Genomic DNA, 16,449 nt, shown 5'->3' with positions numbered 1-16,449 from the left:
GTCCGTGGTTTGTGACAATTAGAAATCTCACGTCGGGGAGTTGTCGGAGTCGGTTGGCTTCGACGCGAGGGTTTTCAAGAATTTCGATGAGCTTCTTTTTGAACTGCTGTCGCAGTGTTTCGCCTAGCTTGTTCCACTCCTTCAATGCACGTCGATCAAATTCAAGGCTATAGGTCATCCAGGCTGACCTTCACTCGTTGAGGGTTGGCGAGGCGCTCTGTGACCACCGCAATGAGCGCTTCATCTTCCTCACTGATTAACGCGGCCTTGAAAGGCAACTTGCCTCGTTCCGCCACGTATTGAAGTGTCTGGCGTAGCAGTTCGGAAGGCGTAACACCGAGCTTTTCCAGTTCGGCAAATGACCGCCGCTTAAGGTCATCGTCAATGCGGATGTTGATGGAAGCCATGGAGTAATACCTGTAATGACGTTTGGCGTTACGTTAGCAACTACTCCTCCCGTCCGGCACCTTTGGTTTGCGGGTTTAGCTGTTTTCAGACGAATCGGCCCCTTGTTGAGTGAGACAAAATTCATCCGGGAGCCGGGGAGTTGTGATTGACCTCGCCGCTGTGACCACCACAAAACAGTGTGGGAGCGAGCCTGCTCGCGATAGCGGTGTGTCAGACACCCTGATGCTGAACGTGCTGTCGCTATCGCGAGCAGGCTCGCTCCCACAGGGGGTGTCCGTGGTTTGTGACAATTAGAAATCTCACGCGTGAGCTATTGAGGGCACTGGGTATTCCCTGTAGTGTTTCTCACGCGTGAGTTTTTTCGCAGTGAGGTCAGCACCATGAACAGCCGCTCTCCAACAGATCCTGCGGGGTCTGTTACCGATTCAGCGAGCCGCAAGGGAGAGCGCTCGAAACCGTCCGTGAAAAAACCATCCAGCTTTTACATGAAGCAGATGCGCGCGGGCTTGAGTGCCGCCGGGTATGTGAAACACGAAACTTGGGTGCTTCCCGAAAACCGGAGCCTGCTCAAGCAGATGGAGAAACAGCTACGCCAACCGATTCTGGCTGGCTCATTCATGTCGGAGAATTACATGAGCGCAGGTAACAACTGGAACATTGATCGCCTCTTCAGTGCCCTTCAGGCCCTCGACGAAGTGGTGGCGAACGACATCACGCTTTCCCTTGTTCAAGGCTCCGAGTCCAGCATCAAGCTGGAAATGAACGACTTTGGCGGCTTGCCGATTTACATCGCAGTGGTGGGTGATCAGATCATCGTCGACACCGTTCTGGTGGATGTCGAATCGATCAACGACGTCGCGGCCTTCAATGATGCCGTGCTGCGCAGCCGGGAAATGTTCCCGCTGTCCTCGATCGGTATCGAGTCCATGCCCAACGGGCAGATTGTCTACAACATGTTTGGCGCACTGAGTTCCGACTCCAGCCTGACCAACGTCGTGACCGAGGTCAAAACCCTCGTCGACAACGTCCAGCGCGCCAGCGAAGCCTTCGAACGTTTCTTCATCTAATTTTTCGGGAACAGGAAATATCCAATGACTCAGTCCATCTGGAGCAAATTGTTCACCGCGCTGCGTGGTGGTGCCAACGAAGTCGGCGAATCGATCGTCGATCAACAGGCCCTGCGCATCCTCGACCAGGAAATTCGCGATGCCGACAGCGCGCTGGCCAACGCCAAGCGTGAGCTGGTCACCATCATGGCCAAACACAAACTGTCGACTGACCGCGTCAGCGAGTACAACGCCAAGATCCAGGACCTGGAGTCCAAGGCGCTGGCGGCCATCCAGGCCAACCGTGAAGACCTGGCACTGGAAGTGGCCGAAGCCATTTCGACCCTGACCACTGAGCTGGACGCCGAGCAAAAGCACGCGACCGAGTTCGGTGGTTACGCTGAAAACATGCGCAAGGACATCGTCAAGGCCGAGAACCGCATCAAAAGCCTGCGTCAGCAAGTGGACATGGCCAAGGCCCGTGAGAGCGTGCAGAAAGCCCAGGTCAGTGCTTCGATTGCCAGCGGCGGCGCCAATGGTAAGCTGGAAACCGCCGTCGGTACGCTCAACCGCCTGCAGGCCAAGCAACAGCAACGTGCCGCTGAACTGCAAGCCCAGGACGAACTGGCCGAGGCTTCGACCGGCAACGACCTGGAGCGCAAACTGCGCGATGCCGGCATCACGCCGAACGAAGGCAGCGCCAATGCGATTCTGGAACGCCTGAAGAAAAAATCGGCGGAGTAATCGGCTGGGCTTTGCCTTGGTGGGGACAGGCCAAGGCAGCCAGGCACAGACCTTGTGGCGAGGGGATTTATCCCCGTTGGGCTGCGAAGCAGCCCCAATAACAGCGAGCTCGACCCAGCTGACACACCGAGGGTGTCAGGTTTCAGGGCTGCTCCGCAGCCCAGCGGGGATAAATCCCCTCGCCACAGGGTTTTGTGTTCAGCTTCAGGTTTTGTGTCTTAGTCCTGTTTTCCTGAAAATTCCCGGATTTATTGTCACCAAAGCTCTTCTATCCACGCCGCGCAGCAGGTTTAATGCTGCCCCGTGACCGCACTTGAGCACTCCGCTGCCCGTGCGATGACGTCGCCAGGAATGAACCCACGGAGTCAGGGACGAAATGTCGATTTTCCTTTTGCTGCGAACCTACGCCTCGTCCTTCTTCCATCGGTTCGGCTGGGCGGGCCTGGCCATTGCGTTGGGCGTACACCTGGCCATCGCCTGGATCGGCCTGGTGCTTCTGGGCGAACAGCACCTCATCGCTGCCGCCACGTTTATCTACTTCTATCTCACCACCACGCTCACCGTCGGCTATGGCGATCTGTTGCCACAGACATCCGCCGGGCGAATTTTCGTGGCCACCTGGATCATGCTCGGGGGCATTGCCCTGTTGACGACGGTCATCGGCAAAACCACCAGCAGCGTCATTGATGTATGGAGAAAAGGCATGAAGGGCAAAGGCGATTTCACCGGCAAGACCGGCCACACCGTTCTCATCGGCTGGGAGGGCGCCTCCAGCGAACGGGTCATCGAGTTGCTCCTGCAGGACGAGACGTCCAATGACAACCTGATTGTCATCTGCGATTGCGTGCTTGAAGAAAACCCCATGCCCGGCAAGACGACTTTTATCAAAGGTGAAAGCCTGTCCTCTGTCGCACTTTTGCAGCGTGCCGGTGTGCCGGGTGCCGAACGCGTCCTGGTGCGCACCCACTCAGACGATCTGACCCTGTCCACCGTGCTGGCGGTCAATCAACTGAACCCGGTCGGGCATGTGGTCGCCCATTTCAATGACAGTGAAGTGGCCGCCCTCGCCAGCGCCTACGCGCCCAGCCTGGAGTGCACCTCCAGCATGGCCATCGAGATGTTGGTGCGTGCTTCACAGGATCCGGGTTCGTCAGTGGTCATCAATGAATTGCTTTGCGTGGGCGAGGGCGCCACTCAGTACCTGATGAAGCTGCCCGAAGCGTTTGATGCCGCGTTCGGCGATCTGTATGTGCAGATGAAAGAGCACCACAACGCCATTCTCATCGGCTACCGCGCCAAAGGCGCCCGGCACCCGTCGATCAACCCGCCCTGCGACACGCGGGTCGGGGGCGGCGGCGACCTCTTCTATATCGCCTCCGCGCGTCTCAAGGAAATCTCCAATGGGCTGGTTTAAACGGTTGATGGGCATGGAGGCGCCGAACTCGGGCAAGGACTCCAAATGGGTCGCCAACCCAATCCCCGCCTCCGTCGGGCCGCTGGGCCTGGCATCTGGCAAAGAACTCAGGTTCGATAGCACGTTGAAATTGTTGCTCGACGGCAACACCGGCGTGGTCATCCCGGATGCCCAGCAGATCTGGAGCACCGGCATCGTCGACCTCGGGCAATCGAACTGGCTGACGCGCTGTTACATGAACGACGAGGACTACTGGCTGCAAGTGCACACCAGCGGCGATGTCGCCGGGCAGGTCGAGTCGGTGATCCTGTTCAATTACCTCAGTTACGTCACCCTCAACAGCGAAGCGGAGTTGCGACGCCTGGCCGGGCCCGAAAGCCTGATCGGCCTGCCGACCTACAACCACGACGGTGTCGAGTACAGCCGCGAATGGGGCACCGAGGAAGGCCAGACAGAACTGGTGGCGTTGAGCGAGCGCGTGAGCAATCCGGATGAGTCCTACAGCGTCGAGCACCGCTCAATGCTGTATGCCCGTGAAACCGGCCTGACCGATCGCCGGGAATTCCTGCTGTTTTCCGTCGAAGAAGATGCCGAAGGCACCATCAGCTTGAGCACGTCGCTGGGCATTTCGCTGTACACCACTGACCTGAACACTTTTTAAAAAAGGAAGAAGTCCATGCTTGAAGCGCTCTCGATTTCCCTGAACAAAGCCGCCGTGCTCGGGTTTGTGTTGTACATCCTCGGTGCGGCCGTGCTGTTCGCGCTGTACCAGTTCATCTACACCCGGATCACGCCGCACAAGGAATTCGAACTGATCCGTTCGGGCAACGTGGCCGCCGCCATCGCGCTGGGCGGCGCCATCATCGGTTTCGCCATCCCGGCCAGCAATGTGATTGCCTATTCCATCAGCCTTCTGGACTTCGTTGTCTGGGCCGTGATCGCCGCGTTCGTGCAACTGCTGGCGTTCCTGGTGACCAGTCTGGTGCTCAAAGGCGCCTCTGAACGCATTAAAAAGGGTGAGCTCGCCGCGGGTATTTATATCGCGGCAGTGGCCATCAGCGTCGGCATGTTGAACGCCGCGTGCATGACGCCTTCCCAGAACTGATTGCGCCACGGAGATCCCATGAAACGAAGCAAGTACGTTCAGCTCTCGCTGGCCGCGTCGGTCGCCATGGCGATATCAGGCTGCGGCCCGACAGAAAAAACCTACCCGGTACAGAAGAAGTACAACTTCCAGTCCGTGCAGCAATGTGCCGATGAAAAACTCCCGGTAGACGTGTGCTCCGACGCCTACATGACCGCCATGGCCGAGCATCGCCGCATCGCACCGACGTACAGCAACCAGGCCGATTGCGATGCCGACTTTGTTGCCGATTGGTGCCAACAGGATTCCACCGGCCAGTTCATCCCCAGGCTGGGTGGTTTCGAACTGACCGCCGATGGCCAGGTTACCCAAGCCCAGGTGGACGCGGCCAAGGCACAACTGCCGGCCTCCGAAGCCAATGCGCAAGGCTCAGGGTTCTCCGGCACCAGCCTGCTGACCGGATTGCTGATCGGCAACATGCTGAGCAGCAACCGCAACAGCTATTACTCCCAACCGGTCTACCGCTATCGCGATGATCGCGGCAACTACGCGTCCTCAACGCTCGCCCAGCGGATTTCCAAAGGCTCGACCTTTACCAAGTCCAATCAGGCGAGGTATGGCAACTACACCGACACAGTTCGCTCCGCCAGCAAGCCGATCTCTGTTGCTTCGTCCACCTCCCGTGGCGGTTTCGGCAGCAAAGCCAGCGCCCGCAGCGGTTGGGGCGGCTCGAGCAGCTCCGGGCGATCGAGCAGTTAAGGAACGCGCGTCATGAAGAAAGTCCATTGCGCCGAACGTCATGACTGGAAACAGACCGCCGAGAGTCTCGGCTTTCTGTTCCACACCATCGATGATGAACCCTATTGGGACGAGAGCGCGTACTACCAGTTCACGCTCAAGCAGATCGAAGACGATCTGGAGGACCCGACCACCGAGATCCATGAGATGTGCATGGACCTGGTGGCCCGAGTGGTTCAGAGCGAGGAGCTGCTGGAGCGCCTGAGCATTCCCGCGCCGTTCTTCGACATGGTTCGCACCTCATGGCTCGAAGGGCATCCGCACCTGTATGGGCGCATGGACTTCTCCTACAACGGCAGCGGCCCCGCCAAGCTGCTGGAACTGAACTACGACACGCCGACCAGCCTGTACGAGGCGTCGGCGTTTCAGTGGGGCTGGCTGGAGCAATGCATCGAGCGCGGACTGTTGCCTGGGCATGCCGACCAGTTCAACAGCATCGACACCAAGCTGCATCAGGTCTTTGCCCAACTGCAACTCAAGCAGCCTTTTTACTTTGCGTCGATGAAAGACTCGATCGAAGACAAGGGCACCACCGACTACTTACGCCTGATCGCGGAAAAAGTCGGCATCGAATCGCGGCACATCGATATCGAGGACATCGGCCTTACAGGCGAAGGCCGTTTCGTCGATCTGGAAGATCGCTGGATCCCTCACCTGTTCAAGCTGCATGCCTGGGAGTTCATCTTCCACGAGCCTTTTGGTGCGGCGATTGCCCAGAGCGACACGCAGTTTTTCGAGCCGGCCTGGAAATCGATCATCTCCAACAAAGGCATCCTGCCGTTGCTGTGGGAATTCAACAAAGGTCACCCGAACCTGCTCGCAGCCCATCTCGACACTGACTCGAGCAAAGCCGTACCCAAGGGCTGGGTACGCAAACCGTTCTTTTCCCGGGAAGGCGCCAACATCGAGCTGCAAACCGCTGATGGCCTGGTCGTCAAAGAAGACGGCCCCTACACCGACGCCCCCTTCATCCTCCAGGAATTCGCCCCGTTGCCGAAGTTTGGCGACAGCTACACATTGATCGGCTCCTGGGTCATCGGCGACCAGGCCGCCGGCATCGGCGTGCGGGAAGACAACAGCTTGATCACCAAGGATTCGAGCCGGTTCTTGCCGCATTTGATCCTCGACTGATTGCTCCCAAGCAGCCAATTCAATCAGCCTGACAGTCTGCGGTGCTTGTTTTTGGGACTGCTTCGCAGCCCAGCGGGAGCAAGCTCCCTCGCCACAAGGGCGGTGTGTCAGTGGGCTAGGCGCTGAACCCATGTGGGAGCGAGCCTGCTCGCGATGGCGGTGGATCAGCCAACATCAATGTCGACTGACTTTCCGCTATCGCGAGCAGGCTCGCTCCCACAGGTCAGGTGTTCACCACAGATTTTTCAGGTCCACCAGTACCGCACCAAATGAAAGAAGATCGGTGCGGCGAAGCACACCGAATCCAGCCGATCCAGCATGCCGCCGTGGCCTTCGATCATGTGCCCCCAATCCTTGACGCCACGGTCACGCTTGATCGCCGACATGACAATCCCACCGGCAAACCCCAGCAAGTTGATCAGCAAGGCGATGAGGAACGACTGCCACGGATTGAACGGCGTGATCCACCACAACGCGCCACCGATCAGCGAAGCCAGCAGAATGCCGCCGACAAAACCCTCGACGGTTTTCGACGGTGACAGGTTCGGGGCGATCTTGTGTTTGCCGAACAACTTGCCGCATACGTACTGCAGCACATCCGACAGCTGCACCACGATCACCAGGTAAGCGATCAGCAACAGGTTGCGCCCTTCGAAACCGGCAATGTCCAACGTCAGCAGCGCCGGCACAAACGAGATGCAGAACACCGCGATCATCAGCCCCCACTGGACCTTGGAAGCGCGCTCCAGAAAGTGCGTGCTGTCGCCGCCCAGGGACGCCAGGATCGGCAGCAGCAGGAACACGTACACCGGGATAAAGATCGAAAACAGTCCGTACCAATCAAAATAAATCAGCAGGTATTGCAGCGGCAGCGCCAGGTAGAACGCCGCCACCAAGGCCGGGTAGTCGCTGCGCCGGGTCGGTGTCAGGGTCAGGAATTCCCGCAGGGCGTAAAACGACACGGCGTAGAACAACAGGATGACCGCGGCGTTGCCCAGCCAGAACGCGGTGCCGATCACCAGCACCATCACCCACCAGGCGTTGATCCGCGCGTTGAGGTTATCGATGACCGAATTCGGCGCGCCTTTTGTCCGCAGTTTGAGAATGAAACCAATCACAGAGGCCAGCAGCAGAATCGCGCCGATCCCGCTAAACAGCATCAGGGTATGTCTATCCATGTCAGACGTGCTCCGGGGCCAGTGCCAGCAGCGCGGCCCGGCTGCGTTCAAGAAATTGCTCTTTGCTTTCATCTTCTTCGATGCACAGCGGCGCGCCGAAACTGGTGGTGCACAACAGCGGCAACGGCAGTACCCGACCTTTGGGCATGACGCGGTTGAGGTTGGCGATCCACACTGGAATCACCTCGACTTCAGGGTGGCTTTTCATCAAGTGATAGATCCCACTCTTGAACGGCAGCAGGCCGTCCTCCGGGTTGCGCGTGCCCTCGGGGAAGATGATCAGCGAGTCGCCGTTTTCCAAGGCATCGAGCATCGGCTGCAAAGGGTTGTACGAAGGGTCCTTGCGCTCGCGGTCCACCAGCACGCCGTTGAACACCCGGTTGATGATGTAGCGCCGCAGCGGGCTGGTCTGCCAGTAATCGGCGCCCGCCACCGGCCGGGTAAGCTTGCGCAGCGCCGGCGGCAACGAGGCCCACAGCAGCACGAAGTCGCCGTGGCTGCTGTGATTGGCGAAGTAGATCCGCTGCACCGGTTGCGGCGCGCAACCGAGCCACAGGCTACGAGCCCCCGTGACCATGCGGGCGGCGGAGGTGATGAGGCTGGCGACCACGGGTTCGAACATGAGGATTCCTTGTCCTGAGAAACATAAGCGTAACTGTGGCGAGGGAGCAAGCTCCCTCGCCACAAAAGCTATCTAGATACCTGAAGTTAGCCAGGGACTTGCGAGGATCACGCCCAGCGTCAAGACAACTTGCGTGGCCAGCAACAACGACTGGCGGCGCAGCAGCAACAACGCGCCATGCCGGCGCTCGGTCCAGAGCCGACCGCTGCGTTCGACCGGTTGCAGGCCGAGGGCGGTGAGGGCTTGATCCAATGTATAGGTTCGTTCGGCCAGCGATTGGGTGCTGTCCGCCATGCGCTGGAACAGGTCGGCATCAAACGCCACGCGCTGCGCCCAGTACTTTTGCAGCACGCCAAGCATGAATATCACGACGCTAAAGCACAGCAGCCAAGGATTGACGCTACCGACCAAAAATTGAGTCAGCCCCAGCAGCGCCGCCAACAGGGTCAGCCCCGTGGAAAGCTGATCCAGCGAGTGACCTCGGCGCAACAGGCTCGCCACCGTGTGGAGTTCCATATCACTGATCATGGTCATTCCTCGTGCTTGTGGATAACCGTTCCAACGCCCGCCGGTGCGCCGGATGCAAAACAACCTGCGGGCGGACCCGCTGGATTTGGACGATGGCCGCATCGACGCTGGCGGCCCGGCCAGTGTGCAACAACCACGCTGCCACAGCGCTGGCGCTGCGTGAATAACCCAGGGCGCAGCAGACCAGCAGCGGCCCATGCTGACGCAGGTTCTCGATCATCCGTGCAGCTTCCAGGCACTGCTCGGCACTGGGCGCGGTCAGGTCAAGCACCGGCAATGCGCGATAGGCGATGCCGGTGCTGTCCATGGACATTTCGGCGCAAAGGTCGAGCACGCCGGTAAACGCACTGTCCTTCAATTCCATCGGCGTGGGAATGCGCCCCAGCCAGACGTTATCGGCCACCTGATCGGCCTGCGGATGCTTGCGCGTCCACCATCGGGAATTGATCCACGCCGCCGCCAGGTAAGGCGCCAACAGCCAGCGCACCGCCGGGCTCAATCGGCCATCCGCGCGCTTCTGAAAGCCATCGGCACCGAACACCAGGTAATTCAGCGTCACCCCCAGCACCGCCACTGCCGGCCAGATCAACCAGAGCCACGCGCCACCCAAGGCAAACGCCGGAACAAAAAACGCCGCAGCCCCTAAACCATAGCGCAAAGCCAATCGCAGACGAGCCGGGTCCGCGGTCACACGTGCATTTTTCAGCGGGCTGGGCCGATCCAGCGGCCACAACCAGACACACAACCACCCGGCCAACGCACCTGTGGGCAGGTCAATAAAGTGATGTTGATACGTGGTCAGCACCGACACGCCAATCAGCGCGAACCAACCGTGCATCAGCCAACGCCAGAGCCCTTGCAGGTGCCGCTGATAACACACCCACAGCACCACCAACAACGCGATGTGCAGCGACGGTGCCTGATTGAACGGCTTGTCGAACCCGGCCAGCACGTCGAACAGCCAACCAAACACCCCATCCATTTCCGGCCGGGCGAAGGTGAAGCGCAACGGCCAGATCAGAAAACAACTGACCGCAATCGCCTGGGCCGTGAGCAGACGCAAGGCGTGGCGTTTGAGTTCTTCGCGGCTGTTGGGCAACAGCAGGGACAGGCCGTACAGCAGATCAATCGACCAATAGGGCACGATGGTCCAGGCCATGAACGGCATGTAGCTTTCCCAACCAAACACCAAACTGCCCACGTCGTCCCGCTGGGACGTCACCCAAGTGGCGAAGCCATAGGTGCTGAAAAACAACGGCGCCAACAGCAGCAACCACAGCACCGCCGGTTTCAGCAGGCCGGGCTCGCGGGCCGGGGCGATGACGGCGCTCATCACTGCACTCGCTGAGCCAGCGAAACGCTGAAGATGCCCCACTCATCGACCCGCAAAGTGATCTTGCGGAAACCCGCCGCCTCCACCAGTTGATCCATCTCCGCCTGCGTGCGCCGGCGCATTACCCAGGCCTGCCCGGCGCGGTGGCTGGTGAGGGCGCGGGCGATCAGTTCCAGTTGCGGGTGCCACGGCTGCCCGGTGTAGACCAGGAACCCGCCAGGCTCCACCGCTTCGGCCAGGCCGGCGAGGGAGTCACCGACCATCTGATTATCGGCAAACAACTCATACAACCCGGACACCACCGCGAGCGTCGGTTTGGGCTCCAGCGCCGCCAGATCCGAGCGATCAAAGGCATCACCTTTGACGAACCGAGCGATATCGCCCAAGCCCTTCTCAAGAATCAGCGCACTGCCGTCCCGCACGTTGATGTCGCTGTAGTCGCGCAGCAGGATCGACTCCGGCAACGGACTGACACCTTGCAGCGCTTCGAGAATGTAACGGCCATGACCGGCGGCGATGTCGACAATGCGCACCTCGCGGTCCTGCTCGCGCAAACTGCCCATGGCCAAACGCAGCAGCTCCTCGACGTGCAACTTGCGCTGACGAATCCCGCGCCAGCCGATGGAGTTCAGGTAATTCTGGTCAATCATCCGTCCCACGGCCGAGGTGCCGGTGGGGCGATTGCGGTAGACGTAATCCAGCGTGCTGCCGGAGTCGAAGCCGGTGTCGAAACCCAACTTCACCCCAGCCGACAACTTGCTGCCAAAGCGCATGCTGGCGCGGGTCATGCGCCAGTACAGGTCGCGCAACGAATTGTGCGGCAGCGGCGTCGCCAAGGCTTCGGACTCGGCGCAGGTCGCGCCCAGGCGATCAGCGTCCAGCAGGGAAGGGCGGTCCAGCGGGCGGGCAAAGTTTTGCAGAATGAACCGACGGGCACTGGCGATGGCCGGTGCACGGTTCTTCTCGCCGAGGGTGTCGTGGAAGAACCCCGGCAGAATGTGTTTCTCCTTGTGCACACTGCCCAACCGCTCGAAGAACTGCTCCTGGGGTTTGCGCTGCACCACAAAGTCGGAACCTGAGATCAACAACTGCGTTGGCACCTGAATCGCCTGGGCATCGGCCACCACGCGGTCGGCGGCTTCGTAGAGACCCAGCAGCACATTCACCGAAATCGCCTTGGTGATCAGCGGATCGCTGTCGTAGGACGCCACCCGCTCCGGGTCATGGCTGAGGAATTTCGCCTTGACGTAACTGTTGACGAAAAAGTTGCCGCGAAACCGGCGCATCAGCGCCAGGCCCGGACGAGCGAAAGGCACGTAAAGCTTGACCTTGAACGCCGGCGACGCCAGCACCAGCGAACGAATGCGCGGCGCGTAATCGTGAACCCAGGTCGAGGCAATCACCGCCCCGACACTCTGCGCCACCACGGCGATGTTCTGCTCGTCGATCTGATGCGTTGCGCCGATGTGATCGCAAAACGTCTGCACATCCCGCGCACTGGTGGCAAAACTCGGACTGTCGCCGCGCGCGCCCGGCGACTGGCCATGGCCGCGTGCATCCCAGGCAAAGAAGTCGAACCCGGGCAAATCCAGCTCATCCACCAGATGCGCAATGCGCCCGGAGTGTTCATGACCCCGATGAAACAACAACACCGCCTGACGAGGCTCACCCGGCGCCGCATCGACGGCCGGCCAATGCCGGTAAAACAAATCCACGCCGTCAAAGGTGGTAAACGTCAGTTCCTGGGCTTCGCGCATTGCAACTTCCTTATGCTGAGGGAGCGTTTTCCGTCACTTGATTCAGGCCATGACGCACCCGATTGACCAAGGTATAAACCAGCAGGGCGGCTACCACCGCCATCACACCATCAACCCAGAGTGTCCCGAGCCAACCCAGGGCAATCCCGGTCGCCAGCACGCCCAACACAAAGGCGCGATCACTCTTGCCCATCGGCCCGTCATAGCGCCGCGAAGCCCCCACCATCGCCCCCAGCACACCGGCGTATTCGCTGAACAACGCCAACAGCGTGACCAACAACACCAGCAACAGACTGGCATCGGCAAACAGGGCAAAAGGCAGGATCAAGGCAGCGTCGGCGATGATATCGCATAGCTCATTGAGGTAGGCGCCCAGATGCGATTGCTGCCCGAACTCCCGCGCCAACATGCCATCCACCGCGTTCAACGCCATGCGCAGAAGCATCCAGATCGGCACCAGGATAAACACCCCCGGATGATTGGCGAACCATGCCACCACGGCCCCCACCAGCACAGAGACAACGCCGGCGAGCAGGGTGACCTGATTGGCGGTGATGCCCTTGTCGTAAAGGCGCTGGACCATGGGGCGCAGCAGGTTCTGGAAGGCGGGTTTGAGCTGGTAGATGGAGGGCATGGGAATGAAATCTCGGCCGGTTACGGGGCTGGGCTTGTTCAGCTGCGAGATTACGATAGTTGGGGTTTGGCTGGAGGGGTAATTCTCGAGATGCGCGCGGGTAGGCATCTGGCAACGAATTCACCGGTGAATAAAGAACCCCTGTAGGAGCGGGCTTGCCACAAGCCTCTGTGGGAGCATAGCTTGCTCGCGATAGCGGTTCATCAGCCAAACAGGTCAACACCCTGTTGTCCCAAACATAAGGAACGCTCCAAATGCCGCAAATGGATTGGCTCGAAAACCACATGGACAAATGCGACCAGATGGCCGAGTGGCTTCACCAGGAATTCAGCTATGAATTCGCCCAGCAATCCCTCGCCAGTTGGCAGCAAGAGTTCGCTGCGGGCCAACGTGATGGACACTGGAAATGCCTGATCGCCACGGAGCAAGACCAGTTGCTAGGCGGCGTCTCACTGGCCAGCGACGACCTGCCCGACCGACCAGAACTCGGCCCATGGCTGGCATGCGTCTTCATCACCCCAACCGCCCGCCGCAGAGGCCTTGCCGCGCAACTGATCGAAGGCATCTGCAACCATGCCAGAGAAGCGGGATTCACCACCTTGTACTTGCACACCCACAACCAGCGCGACTACTACACCGGGCTTGGCTGGGAAGTGCTGGAGCGCTTTGAGGCATGGGGGAAAGAGCAATGGCTGATGTCGCGGCAGCTGTAGCCACCGCCGGGCCGCACACCAGCGAGTCGATTGTTCCTACGCGGATCCTGGGCATAGGCAACCCCCCGACACAACCCCAGCACCCATCAAGCATCTGACCCACCGCCATAGCAGTCATTTCGCACACCCCCTGTGGGAGCGAGCCTGCTCGCGATAGCGATACACCAGTCAACCTCAGCGCCACTGATTCACCACCTCACGAGCAGAACACGGCAATCCGCTCCCTCTATGCACTGCCTCCCATTGCGCAGTTACGCGCGCTTCCACCAATCAGCGATTCAAAGCACCGAGCGTGCAGGCAACGTCGCCGATCTACCCTGGAACTAACTTCTGCAAACGTTCATGGCTGAAACGTATCAGCTACAAGAAAAACCAAAATATGCACAAATGCATTTTTTCGCTTGACCCACATGGGTGAGCCTCTATAAGGTGGTTTCACTGTATGTGCATACAGTATTTCTAAAGCGTCATTTATTTGAATCCATTCATGGACGAGGCACTACCTTATGAAAACCAACACTGAAAAATTCGGTGTAACACCCCATCAACCCAGCCTTTGGACCCGCGCTGATGCGTTGAAAGTCCGGGCGGATGATCCCACCACCACTCAGCCGCTGGTCAGCGCGGATTTCCCGGTATTGAACAACGACGTGTTCATCTGGGACACCATGCCCCTGCGCGACTTGGACGGTAACGTGACGTCCGTCGATGGCTGGTCGGTGATCTTCACCCTGACGGCCGATCGTCATCCAAACGACCCGCAGTACCTCGATGAGGACGGCAACTACGACATCCTCCGCGATTGGAACGATCGTCACGGTCGGGCAAAGATGTACTACTGGTTTTCTCGTACCGGCAAGAACTGGGAATTCGGTGGCCGTGTGATGGCCGAAGGCGTTTCGCCGACCGCTCGCGAATGGGCCGGTACGCCGATCCTGTTGAACGACCGCGGTGAAGTGGACCTGTATTACACCGCCGTCACCCCGGGCGCGACCATCGTCAAGGTGCGCGGTCGGGTGGTTACCACTGAGCACGGTGTCAGCATGGTCGGCTTCGAGAAGGTCAAGCCGCTGTTCGAGGCCGACGGCAATATGTATCAGACCGAAGCACAAAACGCTTTCTGGGGTTTCCGCGACCCATGGCCATTCCGCGACCCGAAAGACGGCAAGCTGTACATGCTGTTCGAGGGCAACGTGGCCGGTGAGCGCGGCTCGCACAAAGTGGGAGAGGCAGAAATCGGCGATGTGCCGCCGGGTTATGAAGATGTCGGCAACTCGCGCTACCAGACCGCCTGTGTTGGCATCGCCGTGGCCCGCGACGCGGACGGTGACGACTGGGAAATGTTGCCGCCACTGCTGACCGCCGTGGGCGTAAACGACCAGACCGAGCGCCCGCACTTCGTATTCCAGGATGGCAAGTACTACCTGTTCACGATCAGCCATACCTTCACCTACGCCGACGGCGTGACCGGGCCGGACGGCGTGTACGGTTTCGTCGCGGACTCGCTCTTCGGCCCTTACGTGCCGCTGAACGGTTCCGGCCTGGTGCTGGGCAACCCGTCCTCCCAGCCATTCCAGACCTACTCGCACTATGTAATGCCAAACGGCTTGGTGACCTCCTTCATCGACAGCGTACCGACCGACGAAACCGGCACGCAGATTCGTGTCGGTGGCACCGAGGCACCCACGGTGGGCATGAAAATAAAAGGGCAACAGACGTTCGTGGTGGCCGAGTACGACTACGGCTACATCCCGCCGATGCTCGACGTCACGCTCAAGTAATAGCAACAGAGGGTTTCAGGCAGCGGGTTTGCGGTCGATGACAAAACCGTTGTGGATATGGTCGAGATATCCCGCCTGATTCATTGCGACGTTGCTCGCAAGCCCCATTGAACAACGAGTCGTAACCTCTTCGCGACTGGCTGCAAGGATGCAGCCGGTCGTGAATGCGTTCCCTCGAGCAAACCCGCTCTGCCATTCCTATGTTTGAAATGCCTGACGTGTCGCCATTTTTGGATTTCAGCGACACGTTCTATCGTCATGTCGCCAGCAGCGACATATGTACACGCGTTCCTCTGTGGGAGCGAGCCTGCTCGCGATAGCGGCTCATCAGCCAAATGGATCAGCAACCTACAGACCAATCTGCAGCCCCGACACAACCCCAATATCCAGCTGACATCGCCTTGCGCCATTGCTTACAACTACGCCAGAATCCGCCGGCTTGTGCGCCCTTGGCCGCGTCGGTAGTTTTGATCCTGTCACTGCTCATCAGTGATCGGGTTTAGTCGCCCGTCTCAACCTAAGGCGTACCAAGTCCCGTCGGACAGGCTGTGCTGTTCCTGTATTGATGGTGGCTGTGCGCAGGGCGCCCTCGGGCGCGCCGGGATTCTTAGGTTCACCGGTCGACTAACCTGCGCACAGCTGCCGCCCTCTCGTTTAGTCGCGAGGTGGTTGCAGCATCACTTACAGGAACCTAAGTCGATGGCAAAAATTACACCAAACCCGCCTGTCACAGATGAACATGAGTCTCGCGTTCAGTCTGCTCGTAACAAGAAACTCGATGATGCTGCCAACCGAGCGTTGGATTACTACCTGAAGCCTACGCCGAAGAGCGAAACGTCTGACAAACCCAACACCATCCTCCGTATCGCACCGGATGTTGATTCGGAGTGTCTGCTGGCCAATCTCAGCGAAAACCTGGCTTCGGCTAATGCCATGATTAGTGATTTGGCGTTTGATCTGGAGGGATCGCGACGGCGTGTTGCGATGGGGATTTTGCAGGTGATTGAGGTGAGTGAACTGTTGGCGAATCGGGCTTTGGATATTGTTGAGATGAGGTAACAAGGGGCTGCGCTTACCTCGGGTATGAAAAAAGGTCTTGCATAGCAAGGCCTTTTTTAATGGCCGAGCGTTCGGAATTAGACACATCAACGCAGTTGACCCGCCAGATCGCAGGGCATTAGTCGTTGCTGTACTCGGCAAGCCGGCTCTGAAAATATGGGGCCGCTCCCGACCTGTAAAAACCGGCTTGGTTGTCTTTTTGTCGCTCGATCATTTGAA

General features: G+C 59.2%; 18 protein-coding genes. 10 read left to right on the top strand and 8 right to left on the bottom strand.

The window, feature by feature from the left end:
* Positions 1-178 (bottom strand): type II toxin-antitoxin system RelE/ParE family toxin (locus GSM73_RS27635; protein WP_256677010.1); only part of this gene is annotated, 178 nt, incomplete at its 3' end.
* On the bottom strand, positions 168-407 hold the full coding sequence (locus tag GSM73_RS20145; RefSeq protein WP_047230583.1) for a type II toxin-antitoxin system RelB/DinJ family antitoxin: 240 nt from the start codon (positions 405-407) through the stop codon (positions 168-170). The genes GSM73_RS27635 and GSM73_RS20145, both read right to left, overlap by 11 nt.
* Before the next feature lie 486 nt (positions 408-893).
* Between GSM73_RS20145 and GSM73_RS20140 the strand changes: the two genes are divergently transcribed.
* The 7 genes from GSM73_RS20140 (at position 894) to GSM73_RS20110 (ending at position 6,625) form a co-directional block, all read left to right on the top strand.
* The gene (locus tag GSM73_RS20140) at positions 894-1,475 is read left to right on the top strand and encodes a YjfI family protein (RefSeq protein WP_092394936.1); all 582 of its coding nucleotides are present in this window, start codon (positions 894-896) and stop codon (positions 1,473-1,475) included.
* A 24-nt stretch (positions 1,476-1,499) separates the two neighbouring features.
* Complete coding sequence (locus GSM73_RS20135) at positions 1,500-2,198, top strand: PspA/IM30 family protein (protein ID WP_092394744.1); 699 nt, start codon at positions 1,500-1,502, stop codon at positions 2,196-2,198.
* 376 nt (positions 2,199-2,574) lie between these two features.
* A complete protein-coding gene (locus GSM73_RS20130; RefSeq protein WP_076383469.1) occupies positions 2,575-3,612 on the top strand; it encodes an ion channel in 1,038 nt (345 codons plus the stop codon).
* Positions 3,599-4,273 carry a DUF2491 family protein gene (locus tag GSM73_RS20125; protein ID WP_047229448.1) on the top strand — a complete coding sequence of 225 codons (675 nt, stop codon included), beginning with the start codon at positions 3,599-3,601 and terminating at the stop codon, positions 4,271-4,273. Before GSM73_RS20130 ends, GSM73_RS20125 begins: the two co-directional genes overlap by 14 nt.
* Before the next feature lie 15 nt (positions 4,274-4,288).
* On the top strand, positions 4,289-4,717 hold the full coding sequence (locus tag GSM73_RS20120; protein WP_160893653.1) for a DUF350 domain-containing protein: 429 nt from the start codon (positions 4,289-4,291) through the stop codon (positions 4,715-4,717).
* Positions 4,718-4,735: 18 nt separating this feature from the next.
* Positions 4,736-5,455: a DUF1190 domain-containing protein gene (locus tag GSM73_RS20115; RefSeq protein WP_076383471.1), complete on the top strand. Its 720-nt coding sequence runs from the start codon at positions 4,736-4,738 to the stop codon at positions 5,453-5,455.
* A 12-nt stretch (positions 5,456-5,467) separates the two neighbouring features.
* On the top strand, positions 5,468-6,625 hold the full coding sequence (locus GSM73_RS20110) for a glutathionylspermidine synthase family protein (protein WP_160893651.1): 1,158 nt from the start codon (positions 5,468-5,470) through the stop codon (positions 6,623-6,625).
* 245 nt (positions 6,626-6,870) lie between these two features.
* Here the strand turns inward: GSM73_RS20110 and GSM73_RS20105 are convergent, their stop codons facing one another.
* The 6 genes from GSM73_RS20105 to GSM73_RS20080 all read right to left on the bottom strand — a co-directional run bounded on the left by GSM73_RS20105 (position 6,871) and on the right by GSM73_RS20080 (position 12,677).
* On the bottom strand, positions 6,871-7,803 hold the full coding sequence (locus GSM73_RS20105; RefSeq protein WP_047229452.1) for a phosphatidate cytidylyltransferase: 933 nt from the start codon (positions 7,801-7,803) through the stop codon (positions 6,871-6,873).
* Position 7,804: 1 nt separating this feature from the next.
* The gene (locus GSM73_RS20100) at positions 7,805-8,425 is read right to left on the bottom strand and encodes a 1-acyl-sn-glycerol-3-phosphate acyltransferase (protein WP_076383473.1); all 621 of its coding nucleotides are present in this window, start codon (positions 8,423-8,425) and stop codon (positions 7,805-7,807) included.
* Between the two features lie 72 nt (positions 8,426-8,497).
* Positions 8,498-8,953 (bottom strand): hypothetical protein, encoded by a 456-nt coding sequence (locus GSM73_RS20095; protein ID WP_076383474.1) that lies wholly within the window; start codon positions 8,951-8,953, stop codon positions 8,498-8,500.
* The gene (locus GSM73_RS20090; protein WP_076383475.1) at positions 8,943-10,286 is read right to left on the bottom strand and encodes a phosphatase PAP2/dual specificity phosphatase family protein; all 1,344 of its coding nucleotides are present in this window, start codon (positions 10,284-10,286) and stop codon (positions 8,943-8,945) included. The genes GSM73_RS20095 and GSM73_RS20090 overlap by 11 nt, the downstream gene beginning before the upstream one ends.
* A complete protein-coding gene (locus GSM73_RS20085) occupies positions 10,286-12,043 on the bottom strand; it encodes a bifunctional alpha/beta hydrolase/class I SAM-dependent methyltransferase (protein ID WP_076383476.1) in 1,758 nt (585 codons plus the stop codon). Before GSM73_RS20085 ends, GSM73_RS20090 begins: the two co-directional genes overlap by 1 nt.
* A 10-nt stretch (positions 12,044-12,053) precedes the next feature.
* Positions 12,054-12,677, bottom strand: a complete 624-nt coding sequence (locus GSM73_RS20080; RefSeq protein WP_107321797.1) for a CDP-alcohol phosphatidyltransferase family protein — start codon at positions 12,675-12,677, stop codon at positions 12,054-12,056.
* A 254-nt stretch (positions 12,678-12,931) separates the two neighbouring features.
* Between GSM73_RS20080 and GSM73_RS20075 the strand changes: the two genes are divergently transcribed.
* From GSM73_RS20075 to GSM73_RS20065, 3 genes are all read left to right on the top strand, one after another.
* Entirely contained in the window at positions 12,932-13,390 is a 459-nt protein-coding gene (locus tag GSM73_RS20075) for a GNAT family N-acetyltransferase (protein WP_047229458.1), read from the top strand.
* A gap of 506 nt (positions 13,391-13,896) precedes the next feature.
* Positions 13,897-15,171: a glycoside hydrolase family 68 protein gene (locus GSM73_RS20070; RefSeq protein WP_139049073.1), complete on the top strand. Its 1,275-nt coding sequence runs from the start codon at positions 13,897-13,899 to the stop codon at positions 15,169-15,171.
* Positions 15,172-15,870: 699 nt separating this feature from the next.
* Complete coding sequence (locus tag GSM73_RS20065; protein WP_160893649.1) at positions 15,871-16,230, top strand: DUF6124 family protein; 360 nt, start codon at positions 15,871-15,873, stop codon at positions 16,228-16,230.
* The last annotated feature ends 219 nt before the right edge of the window (positions 16,231-16,449 follow it).

The organism is Pseudomonas sp. PICF6 (assembly GCF_009831705.1).
GTDB classification, from domain to species: Bacteria; Pseudomonadota; Gammaproteobacteria; order Pseudomonadales; family Pseudomonadaceae; genus Aquipseudomonas; species Aquipseudomonas rhizophila.
Note: the sequence above shows the minus strand (reverse complement) of the source record. Positions and strands in the feature narration are given on the sequence as shown.